General features: G+C 68.2%; 11 protein-coding genes and 2 pseudogenes. 2 read left to right on the forward strand and 11 right to left on the reverse strand.

Annotation, left to right across the window (positions count from 1 at the left end; genetic code table 11):
- Nucleotides 1–99 precede the first annotated feature (99 nt).
- Nucleotides 100–291, reverse strand: a complete 192-nt coding sequence (locus ABTZ59_RS20800; protein WP_351406809.1) for a hypothetical protein — start codon at nucleotides 289–291, stop codon at nucleotides 100–102.
- Nucleotides 292–380: 89 nt separating this feature from the next.
- Nucleotides 381–616 (reverse strand): annotated as a pseudogene (locus ABTZ59_RS37410) (IS982 family transposase); the annotation flags it as partial.
- Nucleotides 617–737: 121 nt separating this feature from the next.
- Here ABTZ59_RS37410 and ABTZ59_RS20810 point away from each other — a divergent pair.
- Nucleotides 738–1,127: a hypothetical protein gene (locus ABTZ59_RS20810; protein WP_351406484.1), complete on the forward strand. Its 390-nt coding sequence runs from the start codon at nucleotides 738–740 to the stop codon at nucleotides 1,125–1,127.
- A 52-nt stretch (nucleotides 1,128–1,179) separates the two neighbouring features.
- Here ABTZ59_RS20810 and ABTZ59_RS20815 read toward each other — a convergent pair whose 3' ends face one another.
- From ABTZ59_RS20815 to ABTZ59_RS20830, 4 genes are all read right to left on the reverse strand, one after another.
- Nucleotides 1,180–1,395: a hypothetical protein gene (locus ABTZ59_RS20815; protein ID WP_351406492.1), complete on the reverse strand. Its 216-nt coding sequence runs from the start codon at nucleotides 1,393–1,395 to the stop codon at nucleotides 1,180–1,182.
- A gap of 1,052 nt (nucleotides 1,396–2,447) precedes the next feature.
- Nucleotides 2,448–3,203 carry a dienelactone hydrolase family protein gene (locus tag ABTZ59_RS20820; RefSeq protein WP_351406502.1) on the reverse strand — a complete coding sequence of 252 codons (756 nt, stop codon included), beginning with the start codon at nucleotides 3,201–3,203 and terminating at the stop codon, nucleotides 2,448–2,450.
- Nucleotides 3,204–3,443: 240 nt separating this feature from the next.
- Nucleotides 3,444–4,211 carry a transposase gene (locus tag ABTZ59_RS20825; RefSeq protein ID WP_351406522.1) on the reverse strand — a complete coding sequence of 256 codons (768 nt, stop codon included), beginning with the start codon at nucleotides 4,209–4,211 and terminating at the stop codon, nucleotides 3,444–3,446.
- Nucleotides 4,212–4,259: 48 nt separating this feature from the next.
- Nucleotides 4,260–4,619 carry a hypothetical protein gene (locus ABTZ59_RS20830; RefSeq protein ID WP_351406529.1) on the reverse strand — a complete coding sequence of 120 codons (360 nt, stop codon included), beginning with the start codon at nucleotides 4,617–4,619 and terminating at the stop codon, nucleotides 4,260–4,262.
- A 773-nt stretch (nucleotides 4,620–5,392) separates the two neighbouring features.
- On the opposite strand from ABTZ59_RS20830, the gene ABTZ59_RS20840 reads away from it, so the two are divergent.
- Complete coding sequence (locus ABTZ59_RS20840; RefSeq protein ID WP_351406536.1) at nucleotides 5,393–5,587, forward strand: LapA family protein; 195 nt, start codon at nucleotides 5,393–5,395, stop codon at nucleotides 5,585–5,587.
- A gap of 87 nt (nucleotides 5,588–5,674) precedes the next feature.
- Here the strand turns inward: ABTZ59_RS20840 and ABTZ59_RS20845 are convergent, their stop codons facing one another.
- From ABTZ59_RS20845 to ABTZ59_RS20865, 5 genes and pseudogenes are all read right to left on the reverse strand, one after another.
- Nucleotides 5,675–6,685 (reverse strand): aldo/keto reductase, encoded by a 1,011-nt coding sequence (locus ABTZ59_RS20845; protein WP_351406543.1) that lies wholly within the window; start codon nucleotides 6,683–6,685, stop codon nucleotides 5,675–5,677.
- A 291-nt stretch (nucleotides 6,686–6,976) separates the two neighbouring features.
- Nucleotides 6,977–7,186, reverse strand: a pseudogene (locus ABTZ59_RS20850) (hypothetical protein); the annotation flags it as partial.
- On the reverse strand, nucleotides 7,117–9,243 hold the full coding sequence (locus ABTZ59_RS20855) for a HelD family protein (RefSeq protein ID WP_351406552.1): 2,127 nt from the start codon (nucleotides 9,241–9,243) through the stop codon (nucleotides 7,117–7,119). The pseudogene ABTZ59_RS20850 and the gene ABTZ59_RS20855, both read right to left, overlap by 70 nt.
- 317 nt (nucleotides 9,244–9,560) lie before the next feature.
- Nucleotides 9,561–12,416, reverse strand: a complete 2,856-nt coding sequence (locus ABTZ59_RS20860) for a TIR domain-containing protein (RefSeq protein WP_351406558.1) — start codon at nucleotides 12,414–12,416, stop codon at nucleotides 9,561–9,563.
- A 229-nt stretch (nucleotides 12,417–12,645) separates the two neighbouring features.
- Nucleotides 12,646–15,489 (reverse strand): toll/interleukin-1 receptor domain-containing protein, encoded by a 2,844-nt coding sequence (locus tag ABTZ59_RS20865; protein WP_351406565.1) that lies wholly within the window; start codon nucleotides 15,487–15,489, stop codon nucleotides 12,646–12,648.
- Between the last annotated feature and the right edge of the window lie 5 nt (nucleotides 15,490–15,494).

The following is a 15,494-nucleotide window of genomic DNA, read 5'->3' on the forward strand; positions in this document are numbered from 1 at the left end:
GGTCGGCCGACGGCACCTGGGAGATGCTCCTCCAGTGCGTCCAGGCCACTGCCGACGCTGAAGGCGAGATCGACGGAGCCGCTGAGAGGTACCCAAGCCTCAGAACTCCCACCAGAGATCAATGTTCGGGTGGACTCGCTCGCGCAGACAGCCCGAGTGCGAGTAGGCACGCTGTGTCACGTTACCGCCCTTCGCCGGATCAACTGCACCAAGCTTGACTACGGTTGCCCCCTCGTCCTCATCAAGATCAATGATCAGGTAGCAGAAGCAGCAGATGGGGTTCAGCTCCAAGATGTTCTCCCTGGCGGCCAAGAGGATCGACGCTGACCACGCCGTTGGACTCCACGCTCGGACAGTTCGCGTGTGAAACCATGATCAATGACGTTTCGCATCAGACCGGCGGCCTTGCGCAGCGGCTTGTTGCAGGCGGGCTGTTGAGGCGGGTGGGGGAGGAGGTGGCGCAGGTGGGCACGGGCGTGGCGGAGCCATTTGGCCTCGGAGGTGTAGCCGAGTATGGCCTGCGTCGTTGCGAGGGTGACCAGTTCGGCATCGCTCAGGCGGGCGTCATGCCGACCGATGGGCGGCATGGCGCCGGGTCGGGATGCTTCTTCAGCATGTCGTCGGTCGCATAGGGTGCTGTCGCGAGGGTGTCCGTCTCGTTCGTCGCAAGACGATCGTGGACAGCCTCGTTCCCGTCTCCGCAGGCACCCCTTGGACCACACCACCAGGAGGAACCAGTGTCATCCCCGCACCTGCTCACCCCCGAGGAGAAGCTCGCCGACGCGAAGAAACTGTTGGGCCTCCCGCGTATCGTCGTGATCTGCGGCTCCACCCGCTTCATGACCGAGATGAACGAGGCCGATCTGCGGGAGACCAAAGCCGGAAAGATTGTCGTCAAACCGGGCTGTGACATGAAGTCGCCGCACGAACTTTGGTCCGATCCTGTCGAGGCCGAGGCACTGAAGGTTCGACTCGACGATCTGCACCGGGCGAAGATCCGGCTCGCTGATGAGGTGCTCGTAGTCGGCGACTACATCGGAGACAGTACCCGAGCCGAAATCGGCTACGCCCGGTCGCTGGGCAAGCCCGTGCGGTTCACGCACCCCGAAGTCGACCCCGACGCCTGACTGTCCGCTGCCACCTCGACAACCAGGGCCGACGGCCCGCCGCCTGACCGTCTCACGGTGGCTTCGGCCGCCGCCCACCCCACACCCTCCGCAGGCATCCCTTGGAATTGATCATCTGGCGATCGCGCGCCGTGATCAGCGAGTAGCCGGTGCGGCGGATCACCGGACGGGAAACCAGCAGGCCGATTGCCACACCGGTGCTCGCACCGGTCAGTTGGGCAAGCACGCCGACCAGGATGTCGTCTGGGGTGATCGCGTGGTCACTCATCCGCTGACACGGCCCATGTGGGTCAGATAGCTGTGCGCCGACATCCGTTGGTCGGGCGGGAACCGGTCGGGCACGTAACCGATTTGGGTCGGCCGGTCCGGTATCCGACCCGTGGTCGGCCGCGTCACACCGACCAGGATCTTCAGAAGGGTTGACTACCCCGATCCGTTACCACCGCTGAACGCGATCAGCTCGCCGGACGGCAGATCCACGTCCACATCCGCGAGGACCCATGTCTCTCGGCTGTCTCTCGGCCGTAGCGTTTGCCGATGCCGCGGAGTTTCACAGCCGGTCCTCTTCCCTCGTCAGCGCCGTGGTTCCAGCATCCCGCACAGGATTCCGCGTGGTGGCCGGCAATCCCGTCCGAACGTGGAGACCTCCTTGCGCGGGCAGCAGTGTGTCTGTCAAACGAGCGGCTCCGACCCGTAGGTGGTGGGATCGCGTGCTGTCGGTGGTGGCCGATGGGAAGAGGCTGATCGGGCATGCGGGGGCGGTGGCGCCCCATCGGTGTGTGGACCGGACGGGGCAGACGGACGCACTGGTCAGGGTAGCTGCCGTCCAGCGCGATGGCCGCCGGCGGCGACCGGAGGGGACCGGCGGGGACGCCCGCGCACCTCGCGGTCGCGATCGTGCCGGGGCGGCGAACCTGTCGGCGGCCGAGCAACTTCCGTTGTGTCATTGGCTGGTGCTCGCGCCCGAGGCCCCGGAACTCACTGCCCTCCGCACGCCGGTCGCGCTCGACGAGGCGACACCGACGCGGCTTGCCAAGGTGCGGGCGCGGGTGCGTCGGTACGTGTGGAGCCTGTTGCGACTGCGGCCAGCGGAACCGAGGATGCCTTCCGTCGTTGAACTGATCAGGGCGGCGACTCATCTGCGGGCTTGCGATGTTCCCGAGCCCCACCAAGTGGGTCGGCAGCCCCTCGTCACTCCCGAAGGTTGCGTGGAGGCCCCGATCTTGGGCAGAGAGCGCGTCGCCGGCGTTCTGCGGCGTTGAAGGAAGGGAGGGGACCGGAACAGGCAAGAAATGTGCCGTAGTGGCCGGTAGGCGCTGGTCAGCGGGTGGCCGGGCTTGGACTGATCAGATCCTCCGTCACGGGCAGGCACTCGGCGAGCAGGTCGACGACGTCGCGCCAGGCTCGCTGCGCGTGCCGTGGGTGGTAGCCGACGCCGGGGACCACGGGGTGGTCGACCGTCGGGTGGTGGAAGGCGTGCAAGGCGCCGCCGTAGACCACGAGGCGCCAGTCGACGCCCGCGGCCTGCATCTCGGCGGTGAACGCGTCGCGTTGCGCGGGCGGCATGATCGGGTCTTCCGATCCGACCCCGGCCCACACCGGGCAGCGAATGCGCGCCGCCTCGCCCGGCCGGCCCGTGGTCAGCGCGTTGACGGTCCCGATCGCGCGCAGGTTGACGCCGTCGCGCCCGAGTTCCAGCCCGACGGCGCCCCCGGTGCCGTAGCCGACGGCGGCGATCCGGTCGGGGTCGGTCCGCGGTTCGGCGCGCAACACGTCGAGCGCCGCATGACCGATGCCCCGCATCCGGTCGGGGTCGGTGAGCAGCGGCAGGCAACGGGCGAGCATCTCCTCGGGGTCGCCCAAATAGCGCCCGCCGTGAAGGTCGAAGGCCAGCGCTACGTATCCCAGCTTGGCGAGAGCATCGGCCCGGCGGCGCTCGACGTCGCTGAGCCCCATGCCCTCCGGCCCGAGCAGCACCGCGGGCCGGCGGTCGGCACCGGCCGGGAGTGCGAGGTGCCCGATCATGGTCAGGCCGTCGGCCGGGTACTCGACCGTGCGCGTTGTAATCGTCGTCATGAGACGGGACTTTAGTGATCGTCGAGCCCGGTCGGGCCGGGGTTCACCGCAGGCAGAACAGCGCGGATGGCCCTCTGAAACGCGGCTTTGGCTCACAAGAACCGCCAAAAACCCCGTTCCCACGGCAGTGCTAGCGGATCACCCGCCCAGGCCACGGTGTTGGAGGCTGACCTTAAGGGCTGTCCCGTAAGTGATCTTGGGTGAACTCGGGCGTGTTTGGCCATCGTGAGGCCCGCTCCCTTATCCGGCGAGGGCGAGGTTGTGCATCCGAGCTATGCCACGCATGGCGTGGTGGACTCCGTCGCCTTTGAGGCGGCAGTCACGGAGGATCTTCAAGGTCTTCATGCGGGCGAAGACGTGCTCGACACGGGCGCGGACCTGCTTGTGGGACTTGTTGTGTGCTTCCTTCCAGTCGGGCAGGTCTTCGCCCTTGCATCGGCGATGGGGCATGACGAGTCCCGTGCCGGGACAGCCGCCGTCGGCGATCGTGAGTGTCCTGCCGACGGCGGCCTTGGCGCCGGATTCCTCCCACGCCTTGCAGTCGTTGCGGTTCCCGGGCAGCGGTCGGCCGACCACGACGACGAGCCGGGTGTCGGCATCGATGACGGCCTGGTGATGGGTGGAGTACCGGTGGTTCTTCGACTGCTCGGCGATGGTGTGGTCGCGGGTGGGCACCAGGGTGCCATCGACGATGAGCAGGATGTCCCTGGCGAACCGCTTGCGAGGCTGGAGCGCGAGCATCGGGCCGAGATGGTTGATCACGCGGTCCGCGGCGGATCTCGACACCCCGCACAGCGGGGCGAGCTGGCGCATCGTCAGGTTTGTGGGCCGGTACGCCGCGACCAGCAGCGCCCGGTCATCCAGGGACAGGCCCCACGGCCGACCCTTGCGGACCGCGTCCGCACCCTCGCGCCGCAGCACGGTCACCGGCTTCCCGAAGGCACGCGGGCTCAGCCCGGTGAACGGAGCTGTCCAGGACGGCTCCGACGCCGTGACCACACCAGCCACGCCAGGATCATCGCACCGTAGCGTGCCCCGCCAGCAGGCCTCTCCGCCTCAGCGGAACTCGTGAACCACCTGGATCTCGCCGACAATGTGGGCGTTGAAGTCGTCCAGCTCCTCAGCCGGAACCCAGAGCTCTAGAATCGTCTGCCCGCCGGCCTGCTGGATGGGATACCGGCTCAAGAACTCCGACTCGACCTCAAAACGAGTGACGAAGCCGGCGCCATCGTGCTTCACATTCCAGTCCCGCGCGATCCTTACCGCGTAGTCCTCGTTGAGGACCGGGTAGAAGATCGGCTGCTCGGGTAGTCGGGGTGGCCAGGCACGCCAATGCAGTTCCCGAACCAGATCCAGCTCCTTGGGGCCGGTGGGGCGCCACAGGGTCGTCGTTGCTTGCCGGCTGGTCATCTGCATCGCTCTCTGAACGTAGGCCGCGGGTACGGCGGGTCGGGAGACCAGACGATACCGGCACCGCGAACTCAGCAGCTACGCACTTTCGACAAGCTGGCCAGCGTTGTGACCAGCAGTTACGGGACAACCCTTGGCGGCAGGATTCCGGCGTATACCGGCCCGGCCCCCCGAAGGGGCGCCACCAGCAAGGCACACCCTGGCCCTGCGTATCGGCGTGCACCGTGGTCGGCTGCACCTCGCTCGTGTTCTCGGGCAGACCTCGATGATGTGGACGGCCTCCCACACGCCGCACGGGAAGGCGCGCGGGTTCCAGGAATCCTGGTCGCTAAGCCACGGGAACCGGTACGCGAGTCCCCCGAATCGTAGATCTCCGCACGCAGGTTCAAGCCTGCCGTGCGCGCCATCGGACTCAACTCACGGACGAGATGCTCCACCGCAGCCGTGACGCCCACGACATCCCTGTCGACCCGCGTTACGGGAGCCGCGCAAGACTCGCCCGCGCCCGCAAGACGGCCGTCTCTGACGGGTGACTCGGTTGCGGCTCACCGTCGCCCGTGAATGCGGACGCGCGTGCCCTGGTGTCGGTCGACAGCTCAGGCTGGATCCGCCAACCACCCCGGAACGTCAAGCTGACGTCCAGTGGGAGAGTGGGTGGTGTCTATCGCGGTCCAGCGGTTGATCAGCAGATGCGGGTTGCTCGTGACCGGCCACCGGTTGTGGCGCTCGCGGATCCACGCGGAAGCGCAGCGGTAGGTGAGTTCGTCCAGGTAGATGATGTGCCGCTTCCCGGGGCGCCGTACGACGAGCCGCTCGCGGGACAGGTCGAGGTCGCTGAGGAGCAGGCCAGCAGTTACTTCGATGCCCACGGGCACGTTCCGCTGCGCGTGGCCCTGCTGCCGGCCGCGGTGGCGGGCATCCTGCTCACCGCGCTGGCGGGCAGCGCGCGGATCACGCAATCGCGCAGGACCTAGCACCGCCGGGCCGGTCAAGGGCTGTGAAGGCCGAAGCCAAGGACTCGTCGAAGGCCCGGCGGTAGTCCGGACTACCGGTAGCCCGGACTACCGGGAGCCCGCCACTGGGTGCGGCTTGTAGAAGGACTCCTCCAGGTAGGCGGCCTCGTGCGGCTGGTAGGGCTCCTCCAAGTAGGCGGCCTCGTCTTCGTCGAGTTCGACGTCCACCGCGGCGACCGCGTCCGCCAGCTGGGCCGGCTTGGTGACCCCGACGATGGGCGAGGTCACCGCCGGGTTGCGCATGACCCAGGTCAGGGCGACCTGGGCCGGGGACAGACCCCGCTTGCCCGCGATCTCGTGGACGCGCTCGGCCACTGCCTGGTCCTCGTTGCGGTAGAGGATCTTGCCGCCCTCGTCGGTCTCGGCACGCGCCGTGGCGGTGTCCCGGACCCGCGTCAGCCTGCCCCGCGCCAGCGGGCTCCACGGGATCACGCCGATGCCCTGGTCGGCGCAGAGCGGGAGCATCTCCCGCTCTGCTTCTCGGTGGATGAGGTTGTAGTGGTCCTGCATCGACACGAACCGGGTCCAGCCGTTCAGGTCAGCCAGATAAAGGGCCTTGGTGAACTGCCAGGCGTACATGGAAGAGGCTCCGATGTAGCGGACCTTCCCGGACTTGACCGCGTCATGCAGCGCCTCAAGGGTTTCCTCGATCGGGGTGTCGTAGTCCCAGCGGTGGATCTGGTACAGGTCGATGTAGTCGGTCCCCAGTCGCTTCAGGGAGGCATCGAGCTCGGCGAAGATCGCCTTGCGGGACAGCCCGGCGCCGTTCGGGCCGGGGCGCATCCGCATCCAGACCTTGGTGGAGAGAACGACCTCCTCGCGCCGGGTGAAGTCCTTGACCGCCTGGCCGACGATCTCCTCGCTGCTTCCGGCGCTGTACCCATTGGCCGTGTCGAGGAAGTTGACGCCGCTCTCCAGAGCCTGCTTGATGATGTCCCGGCTGGCGTCCGCGCCCAGCGACCAGGGCTCGCCGCCCCGGTCCGGTTCGCCGAAGCTCATGCAGCCGAGGGTGATGGCGGAGACTTCCAGTCCGGTCGTTCCGAGTTTGATGTATCGCATGCTTCCGAACCTAGAAGTTGGAGTGCGCTCCAACGCAAATACGTCTCTGTCCGGAATTCGGAGGCGTGGGGAATGTGTGTCCTGTCAGTTCGACCGTTTCGGCCAGACGTACCAGAGCACCCGTTTGTAGCGAGTAACAAACTGTCAATTCTCGGCCGAGCGCGTGGGGCACTACTCAGCCCCCGACGGCAAACCGCCCTCGCGGGTCCGTCGCCATGACCGATCATCGCTCGATCACCAAGAGATTCCGCCGGTCCGGGCGGCGGTATCGCGGCGCTCGCGACGGCGCCCCTACCCGCGAGATCTCTTGGCTGGTCGATCATGGTGGCAGCGGTCGTGGACACAGTGCAGGAGGTTTTCGATCTTCCAGTGCCTTCTGATCCAGTCGGCGAACTGGGCACGCGTCGCCGCGCCGGGCGGCAGGCTGGTGATCAGGTGGGCGGGGGCGATGAGGCGCGCTGTGACACGGGGTGGACGGTGATCGTGCACAGCCTCTTGGTGGCACGGGTGAGCGCGACATAAAGGTCTCGCTCGCCGCTGGGGCGAGCGGCGACGATCTCCTCCGGGCCGACGACAACGCTCGCGTCGAACTCAAGGCCCCGGGCCTCGGATGCCGGCACGAGACGTGCCCACCGGGCGACACCAGCGGATGCCATGTCCTTGACCCGGGCATCCGCGCAGATCACGGCGAGCAGTTCGCCAGGGTGAGCGGCGGCCTGCGCCCGGAGTTCCTCGGTCACGGTGCTGGTAAGGGTGCGCGGGCATGCGGTGAGGTGGCGTGGAGGGGCGCCCTGCCGGATCGAGCGGCTTGGGGCCTGACCGGGGGAGATCCGCGAGAGCAGGTCGTGGGTCGTCGCCAGGATTTCACGCGTCGTGCGGTAACTGACAGTCAGAGTGTGGAGGATGAACCGGTTGTCGAGATGCGGGCCGAGCGCCTGAGACCAGTCGCTTGCCGCCGTCGCGGGTCCCGCCTGGGCGAAATCGCCGACCACTGTCATCGATGTGGCCGGACACCGGCGCAGTACCATCCGCCACTGCATGGCGGTCAACTCCTGGGCCTCGTCGATGACGACGTGCCCGAACGTCCGCTCCGGCGGCCCATCCACCAGGTGTGCCGCCTCGTCCAACAGCGGGACATCGGCGTCTGTCCATGCGGCACCAGGAGAACGCAGCAGGCAGGAACGCTCGTCGTCGCTGAGCACGGGCAGGTGCGTGGTCATCGTACGAGCGTCCGTCAGCAGGTCCCGTACGACCGCCTCGGGCGTCAGCCGCGGCCACAGGGAACCCATCGCGCGGTCCAGGTGGGCATCGGCCCCAAGGCTTGCCCGGACGGCGTCCGCGTCGAATATCTCCAGCGGGTCCGCGGCAGGCGCGTCGTCGACATCGAAGCCCAGGGCACGCAGATCCGCCTCGGCCACGGCATCGAGGTCCAGGCCGGTGCTCTCGGCGGTCTCGGCGTCGATGTGCTTGAGAACCTTGACGGTGCCACGCTCCAGAGCGTCGGTGACCGCGCTGATCAGGTGCTCCTTGAACACCTCCCGCGCACGGTTGTGTGCCAGGCCGCTTGTTGCCGCGGCTTCCCGCGCCGCCGCGATATCCGCGCTCTTCAGGCGGACCCACTCCTGCCCCACCCGCAGGGCGAACCCGTCGTCCGGTGGTGCCTGCCGGGAACGCACCAGGCTTGCCAGCGCCTCGGCCAGCGCGAGGTTTCCCTTGAGCCGCGCGACGTCGGACGGCTCCACGGTTTCGGGCACCATCCCGGTCAGATCCGCGCATGTGGTCAGGACCACGTCGTTCTCCCCGAGTGAGGGGAGCACCTGGGAGATGTAGTCGAGGAACCGCCCGTTCGGCCCGAGCACCAGGACACCGCGCTCAGCGGCCCGCGCGAACGCGTAGAGCACGTACGCCGCGCGGTGCAGGGCGACGACGGTCTTGCCCGTGCCGGGGCCGCCCTGCACCACCGTCACCCCTTGGTGCGGGGACCGGACGATCGCGTCCTGCTCCGCCTGCAGCGTCGCCACCGCCGCACGCATCCGCCCCGTGCGCCGCGCTTCCAGCGCTTCCGTCAACGGACCGTCGCCGACGATGTCGTCGGCCGCGGGTGCGGATCCATCCAGCAGTTCGTCGTTCACCGTGTGGACCACACGGTGAACGACGAGCAGGTGGCGGCGGCGCCGCAGTCCCATCGGGTGGACGGCCGTCGCCGCGTAGAAGGGACGCGCGGCTTGCGCTCGCCAGTCGACGAGCAGCGGCAGGCCCTGGGAACCCACGTGCAGGCCGATCCGGCCGATGTGCAGGACGGTTCCGTCCGCGTGATCGATCCGGCCGAACACCAAACCTTCCTCGGCCCCCTCCAGCCGGCGAAGCTGCCTCGGCAGACGCTCCGCGGCAACATCCCGCGCGTACACCTCGCCCGCGCTGTCGGCCGACGACCTCAACACCTTCGCCAACTGCACCTGTACATCCGCGATCTGCTGATCAAGCAAGCCGTACATGGCGGACACGTGGGCCTGCTCCACTTCGACCTGTCCTACGGCGCCCTCACTGAACTGCGACAACAGCGGCCTTCCTCTCGACTCGGCCCTTCACTATGCAGCCAGATTTCCACGAAAGTAAGGCTTGACTTACTTGCCTGAGTCAGCCGCCTCAGCCGCCTCAGCCGCCGGCGCGGTCCGCCCCGGCCGAACCTTCCCCGCGTGACCGGTCGGCCGACCAAGGCCGGGCCGACCCGCCGGAGAGGACGACTGCGGCCGGCCTTACTGCTCCGAACCGGCAGGTGGTCCGGGTCGTGGATCCGTACGCCATTGGTGGTGGACGGCTGGTGGGCGGGTGCCGGGTAGTGGTGTCCCGGTCGCGCGGACGACCTCGACTCGCATCAGGGGCACGGTGAACCGATGTCCCGGCCCTGGAGGTGGCGTTCACGTTCTGCCTTGGTGAGCTCCGGGAGGCCGAGTCCACACAGAGTCGTGCGCCACGTCACTGGGTCCACCGCCCAGTTAGCCATCGCGCCTTGCCCCTCTGCGGCCAGTACGCCGTCACCGTCGGCAGTGGGCGTCAGCCGAGCGCTGGTGCCGCCCTCCGCCATGGGGTGTCCGTCGGTGTCCCAGGCGCCGAGCCTGAGCCCGGAGGCGAAGTCCCACATCGCGAGCGTGTCCCCGCTGCCGACGACGACGGTGTCGCCGGTACCCGGCAGCGAGAGCGAGTACACGTCCTGTCGTCCCAGGAGAACCGTCCGCAGGGCCCCGCTGCGCATCTCCCGCAGTGTGATCTGCCGGTCCCGGTTCGCGACCGCGATCCGGTTGCCGTCGTCACTCAAGGCCAGTTCGTAAGCTATGCCGGGAGTCGAGAACGTCTCGGCACGCTTCAGACGATCACTGGACCAGCGGTAGACGGCAAACAGGGTTTTTTCGGCCCGGATTTGCTCCGCGACGACAATCGTGTGCCCCTGCTCCGCCCCGGAAAAGCCCCCGCCCAGGACGTCAATCGGCAGCCTCTGCCGTACGTGCCCGGTGGGCAGTGCGATCACTTCCGGGCCGTCTTCCCGGTCGACGAGAAGGGAACGGCCATCGGGGAGGAAGCGCGCTCCTTCCGAACCGTATACAGCCTCCTGAGGGATCGGGCGCTTCTGTGACAGCAGTTCCCGCCCGCTGGAAACATCCCACACACGAAGCGTGCCGCCCAGGACAACGGCCAGACGGCCGCCGTCCCGGTCCAGCGCGGCATAGCCTCGGTGCACGAAGGGATCGCCCGTCGGAGTATCAAGGGCGAACGTCCTCATCCTCCGGCCGTCTTCGCTGCGCAGCACCTGTGCCGCGCCTTTCGACACCACAGCGGTACGGTGCCCGTCGGCGCTGACCGCGAGCGCCGATACTTCGCTCGGGACGTTCATGTGACCGCTGGGGGACAGCAGCCGGGCGTCCGTCCCGGGTGACCACAGGGTGACGGAAAAGTCGATCGCGGTCGAGGCGAGCAGGGTACCGTCGTGGGACAGGGCCAGGTCGAGTACCCCTTCCCCATGCTGTCCCAGGTAGGAACGTGATCCTAGTCGGGCATCGAAGGCATAGATCCGGAACGCGTTGTCGGCGGCAACCACGGTCTCCCCGTCCGCGGACAGCGCCACAGACTGGTAGGTGCCATCAGCCGGTGGCTTCGCGGTAGCGATCCTGCGGCCCTCCGCGTCATTCCACAACTCGATCGCGCCATCGCGGATCAGCGCAAGCCGGGAGCCCCCGACCGCAGTGGCCAGCGCAGCCCCGAAGCCGCCCACGACGGCGTCCTCCTGACTCCAACGCCGTTGCTGAATGTCGTACGACATCAGCGGCCACGGTTCATCGTCCGCCTTGGCGTCGAAGGTGAGCAGTCGCGCGCTGTCCGGACTGAACACGATATCCGGCCCGGCGCTGAACGGCGGCTCGGGGGAGGGGAGTTCACGTCCCGAGGAAAGGTCCCAGATCCGGGGCGACGAGGTCACGTCCCGCGCGGTGAGCGGCGGGTCGAGGTCGAGTACCGCGAAGTAGCGGCCGTCCGGTGAGACGGCCATCTCCGGGAAGCCGCCTCCGCAGTCGAATGAGTGGATCACGCGGCGGCTGCCCGTGTCCCACAGGAAGGTGTGGCGGTCGTCATGCACACCGAGCAGGCGGTGGCTGCCGGGGAGGAACCGCAGCTCTTGTACGCCGGCGTCGGAGCCGTACCGCCGGGGATCGAGTGTCCCGACCGCACGCTGTTCGGAGGTGTCCCACAGCGTGACGACCCCCTCGCCCCGTGTGCCGTACGCGAGCAGGTCCCCGTCGTCGCTCAGCGCGACGCCGGCATCCGGGGGCGCCGAAGCGGGGAGGTTGCGGGACGGCAGAGGGACCGGCCCGCGGACATGCCCGACGGTGTACCGATTGGCGTCGACGGCCGCCATGAGTGCGGACCGGGCCTCGGGGGTGTCGGCAGCCGCTCGGGCGGCCAGTGCGAATCGCGCGGCGTCGGTGGCGTTGTCGGCCAACCGGCTCTCCGCGGCCTTCGCCAGACTCCGGGAAAGACCGACATCTTCCGCACGCTCGGCACGGCCGCCTTCCCGAAGCCATAATGCCCCGGCGGTCAACGCCGCGATCGTCACCACGGACACCGTCGCGACAGCCGCGCGCCGCCACCTGCGGCCCTTGCGCAGCTCATCGAGATCACGGCCGACCAACTCGTCCTTCGGTCTGCCGTGGATTCTCGACGCCAGCGTCGCCACCCGCCCGCGGAACCGGTCGTCGGTGCGCAGCGTCACCTCCCGCCGTGTCGTGAACTCCCGCATGTCCGCTGTCAGGGGCTCCGCCCGGAACCAGCCGCGCAGTTCGTCCGGCAGCGCGGTGGTCCGCTCCCAGTCATAGTCCCCGTGGTCGTCGTCCCATGTCAGGGAGCCGTCGACCCAGGCGATCAGAAAGTCCTGGCTGCTGCGATGGGCCCGCCACCACCGCACCTCCCTGCGGACGTACTTGGACTTGGCGCTGTGCGGCGACGCCACCAGGACCAGGAAACGCGAGCCGGCCAGCGTTGCCTCAAGGCCGCTGGACAGATCGTCGGTGGCCTCCATGTGCGTGTCGTCGCGGAAGACTCGCAGAGCGCGCCGTTTGGCCCAGGGCTTGGCCAATTGCTGCAGGCCGTCCTGCACTGCTCCGGCCATATCCAGGTCCGGTCGCCACGTGTACGAGATGAACGCGTCGTATTCGTAGGGCCCGTTGTCTTGCCCGGCGGGCATTCCTTCTCCCTCGCAGCCGGAACCGGTGATCGAGCATCGCGGACAGTACAGGACGGGGCCACGCATCGTACCGCTACGCTGAGACCGATGAGACAACCATCCCGGCTTGGTGGCAAGGATGTTGTCGCCGCGGTGTGATGGGCACCTTGTCGCGAAAGCCGCGTGACGATCCGTGAAGCCCGCACCGACAGCATGTGGAGCGGGTCAACCGGCCCCGCGTGCGCTCTCGTCAGGGCGTGTTGGACGTCCCGTTCGGGTATCGGTCGCACGCGGTGTGTGCGCGGGAGATCGCTGTCAGGTATCGAGCGCGTTCTGCCTCCGTGAGGCGACGGCCCACGCGATCGCACAGCTGCTTGATCCAGGTGGTGACCGAGGTGTCCCAGGACAGGACTTTGCCTCCCTCGGTGATGGACCACAGTCGTTTCCCGTCGGAGGAGAAGACGAGGTTGCTCTGGGGACCGTGCCCCTCGGCACCGCCCCACGAACGAGGGGCCGGGAGGGTGGTGTCGGCGAGCCGGTCACCGGTCTCGGCGTCCCACAGCCATACGGTGCCGTCTCCGGCCAGCGTCGCCGCCCACCGACCGCCGGGGTCAGCCGCGACGCCCACAGGTCCCGCACCGTCCGACCGCCACCGAAGCTTGCCCGTCCGCACGTTCCAGCGTTGCAGCACACGGCCGTCGGTGACGGCGAAGAGTGAGTCGCCCTCGTCCGATAGCGCCAGGACGTCGAGCGAGCGGCCGTCGAGGTCGAGCCGGTGCAGTCGACGGCCGGACGGCAACTCGTAGACGTCGACACGGCCGCCCACGGTTCCCACGGCGGCCAGACGCCCCTTCGCACTGACAGCCGTCCGGTACTCGGTCAGGCCCGTCCGTCTGCGGTCGTTGTCCGTCAGATGTGGTGCGGTGCGCGCGACCACCGTCGAGAGTTCATCCATCCCGGGGTCGTAGAGGAGGACGGACCCGTCCGAGCGCACGACCACGACGCCGCCGTCCGTTCTCGTGGCGATGCGGGGCGGCACGGAGAAGGTGTCCGTGATTTCGGGCAGGGCGAAGACCCGCTTTCCGAGAAAGAGGTTGTCTCTCCACGTCCACGCTTCCACCGTGTGCTGTGAGGCGGCGTACAGTGTGTCGTCGTCCTGCGCGAAAGCGAGCCCCTCGTAGGACGTCTGCCCTCCCGCGCTCATGTCGTTGCCCTTCGGGGGCCGCAGGTCCAGTGTGGACGGCACATCGGGGTCCCACTCGTGGCTCCACGCGATATGCCCGTCCGGTGTCATGGCGAGTGGAAGCTGCGACGGGATCATCGCGCCGTCCGGCACGGAGATACCGGGCCGGTGCATGGTGGGCGCCGTCTTCCCCAGCGACCACAGGGCGACGGTGCTGCCGTCCGCCGAGGCCAGACGGTCGCCCGTACCCGGCGAGAAGGCGAGCACCGTGGGTGCCTCGATTCCGGGGAACGTATCGACTACCGTCTTCCCCGGATCTCCCTGCTCCGTGGCCAGGACGAGGCCCTGACTCGTGCCCACCGCGACCCGCTTGCCGTCGGAGACGGCAAGGCTCGACGACTGCTTGCCGGAGAGGATCGGCTGGGCCGCACAGCCCTTCCCCTCGGACGGCTCTCCCGGGTAGCCCCCTTTGACCAGTTGCGCGATCGACTCCAGCTGCACGCCCCCGAATCTGGAATATCCGAAACAATTCCCGTTCGGCGACGCGGCGGCGACGTACCCGTTGTGGGGATACAGGTCGTCGTCGGATGACGAGATCCCGCGGAGCCTGTCGTCGTAGAGGCGCCAGCCCTGGGCTGTGACCACGACCAGTTCGCGCCCCTTGTTCCGGAAGGCGAGGTTCAGTACCCCGGCACGCAAGGCGGTGACGACCTCCGCGGACGGTTCGCCGGCCCCGGCCCGGTACAGCCTGAGCGTTCCGCCGCGGTAGACCGCCAGGTCATGGCTGGACGGGCGGAACGCGACGGCGTCCACCGAGCCCTTTCCGGCGGACAGCCGCCGCGTATCGCGGGCGCGCAGGTCGTGTACGACGGTCTCGCCCGCGTCGGTGCCGATGGCCAGAAGCCGGCCGTCGTCACTGAACTCCACCGCGACGACTTCGCCCTTGACGGAGACGCGCCCCACCTCGCGCGTGCCGTCGGATGTCCAGACGGTGACCGAACCCTTGTCGGTACCGGCGGCGACGTAGCGGGGCGAGGTGGTGAGAGCCAGAGCGGTCACCGTTCCCTCGCCGCGTACGAAGCGGACCAGGCGGGGGCTGTGGGTCGTGAGCCGATACAGCGCAGACAAGGTCTCCGGGGTCTCCTGTACCTGGTACGCCTGGAGGGCCAGGAGGGAGGCGACCTCCAGATTGTCATCGCTCAAGTTCAGTGCGGTAGCGGCCAGTTCGCGGGCGGTAGCGAGGCGGGCCTGGTCCCGAGCGGTGTTCCGCTGCATGAGGGCGCTCACCGTCGCGACGATGAGCGCAATGCCCAGCGTGATCGCCAGGCCCTGCATGATCCAGCGAAAGTTCCGTAACTTGCGGCGCTGGGACACGTCCTCGCCGATCAGCTCGTCCTTGGGGCGATCGTGCAGGGTTGCCGCCAAGTCGGCCACACAGTCGAGGAATCGCGGATCGCGCGGATCGCCCGGGTGGTCCGCGCCCATCCAGCGCAGATCCAGCCAACGCGGCTCCTCGGGGAAGTGGCCCTGGAGAGCGCGGGGGAGACACGTGCTCCGGTCCCAGTCGAAGTCCCCCGCCGCGCGGTCCCAGTGCAGTTCACCTCCCGTGACGACGAGCAGTAGCTTGTTCGCCCGGGACCCCTTCCGCCACCAGGAGATCTCCTTGTTCACCCAGTCGGACCCGGCGGACTCGGGTGATGCCAGCAGGATGAGGTACTCGGATTCGCCGAGCGCCTGCTCCAGTCTGCTCCAGAGACCCGGATCGGCCGACAGGGTGGCTTTGTCGAGGAAGATGCGAAGGGCCCTTCCCAATTTCCAGGGGCTGGCGAAGCGGTGCAGGGCGTTTCGCAGTTGCCGGGCCCGGTGACTGTCCGCTCTGTTGCTGTACGAGATGAATGCCGCGTAGCCCATGGGGG

This window comes from Streptomyces sp. NPDC094034, from assembly GCF_040303865.1.
GTDB lineage: Bacteria > Actinomycetota > Actinomycetes > Streptomycetales > Streptomycetaceae > Streptomyces.

Bases quoted from the DNA above. Each gene is read 5' to 3' on its own strand.
- ABTZ59_RS20815 (WP_351406492.1), bottom strand. From the start codon at position 1,395: ATGAGTGACCACGCGATCACCCCAGACGACATCCTGGTCGGCGTGCTT.
- ABTZ59_RS20820 (WP_351406502.1), bottom strand. From the start codon at position 3,203: ATGACGACGATTACAACGCGCACGGTCGAGTACCCGGCCGACGGCCTG.
- ABTZ59_RS20830 (WP_351406529.1), bottom strand. From the start codon at position 4,619: ATGCAGATGACCAGCCGGCAAGCAACGACGACCCTGTGGCGCCCCACC.
- ABTZ59_RS20845 (WP_351406543.1), bottom strand. From the start codon at position 6,685: ATGCGATACATCAAACTCGGAACGACCGGACTGGAAGTCTCCGCCATC.
- ABTZ59_RS20860 (WP_351406558.1), bottom strand. From the start codon at position 12,416: ATGCCCGCCGGGCAAGACAACGGGCCCTACGAATACGACGCGTTCATC.
- ABTZ59_RS20865 (WP_351406565.1), bottom strand. From the start codon at position 15,489: ATGGGCTACGCGGCATTCATCTCGTACAGCAACAGAGCGGACAGTCAC.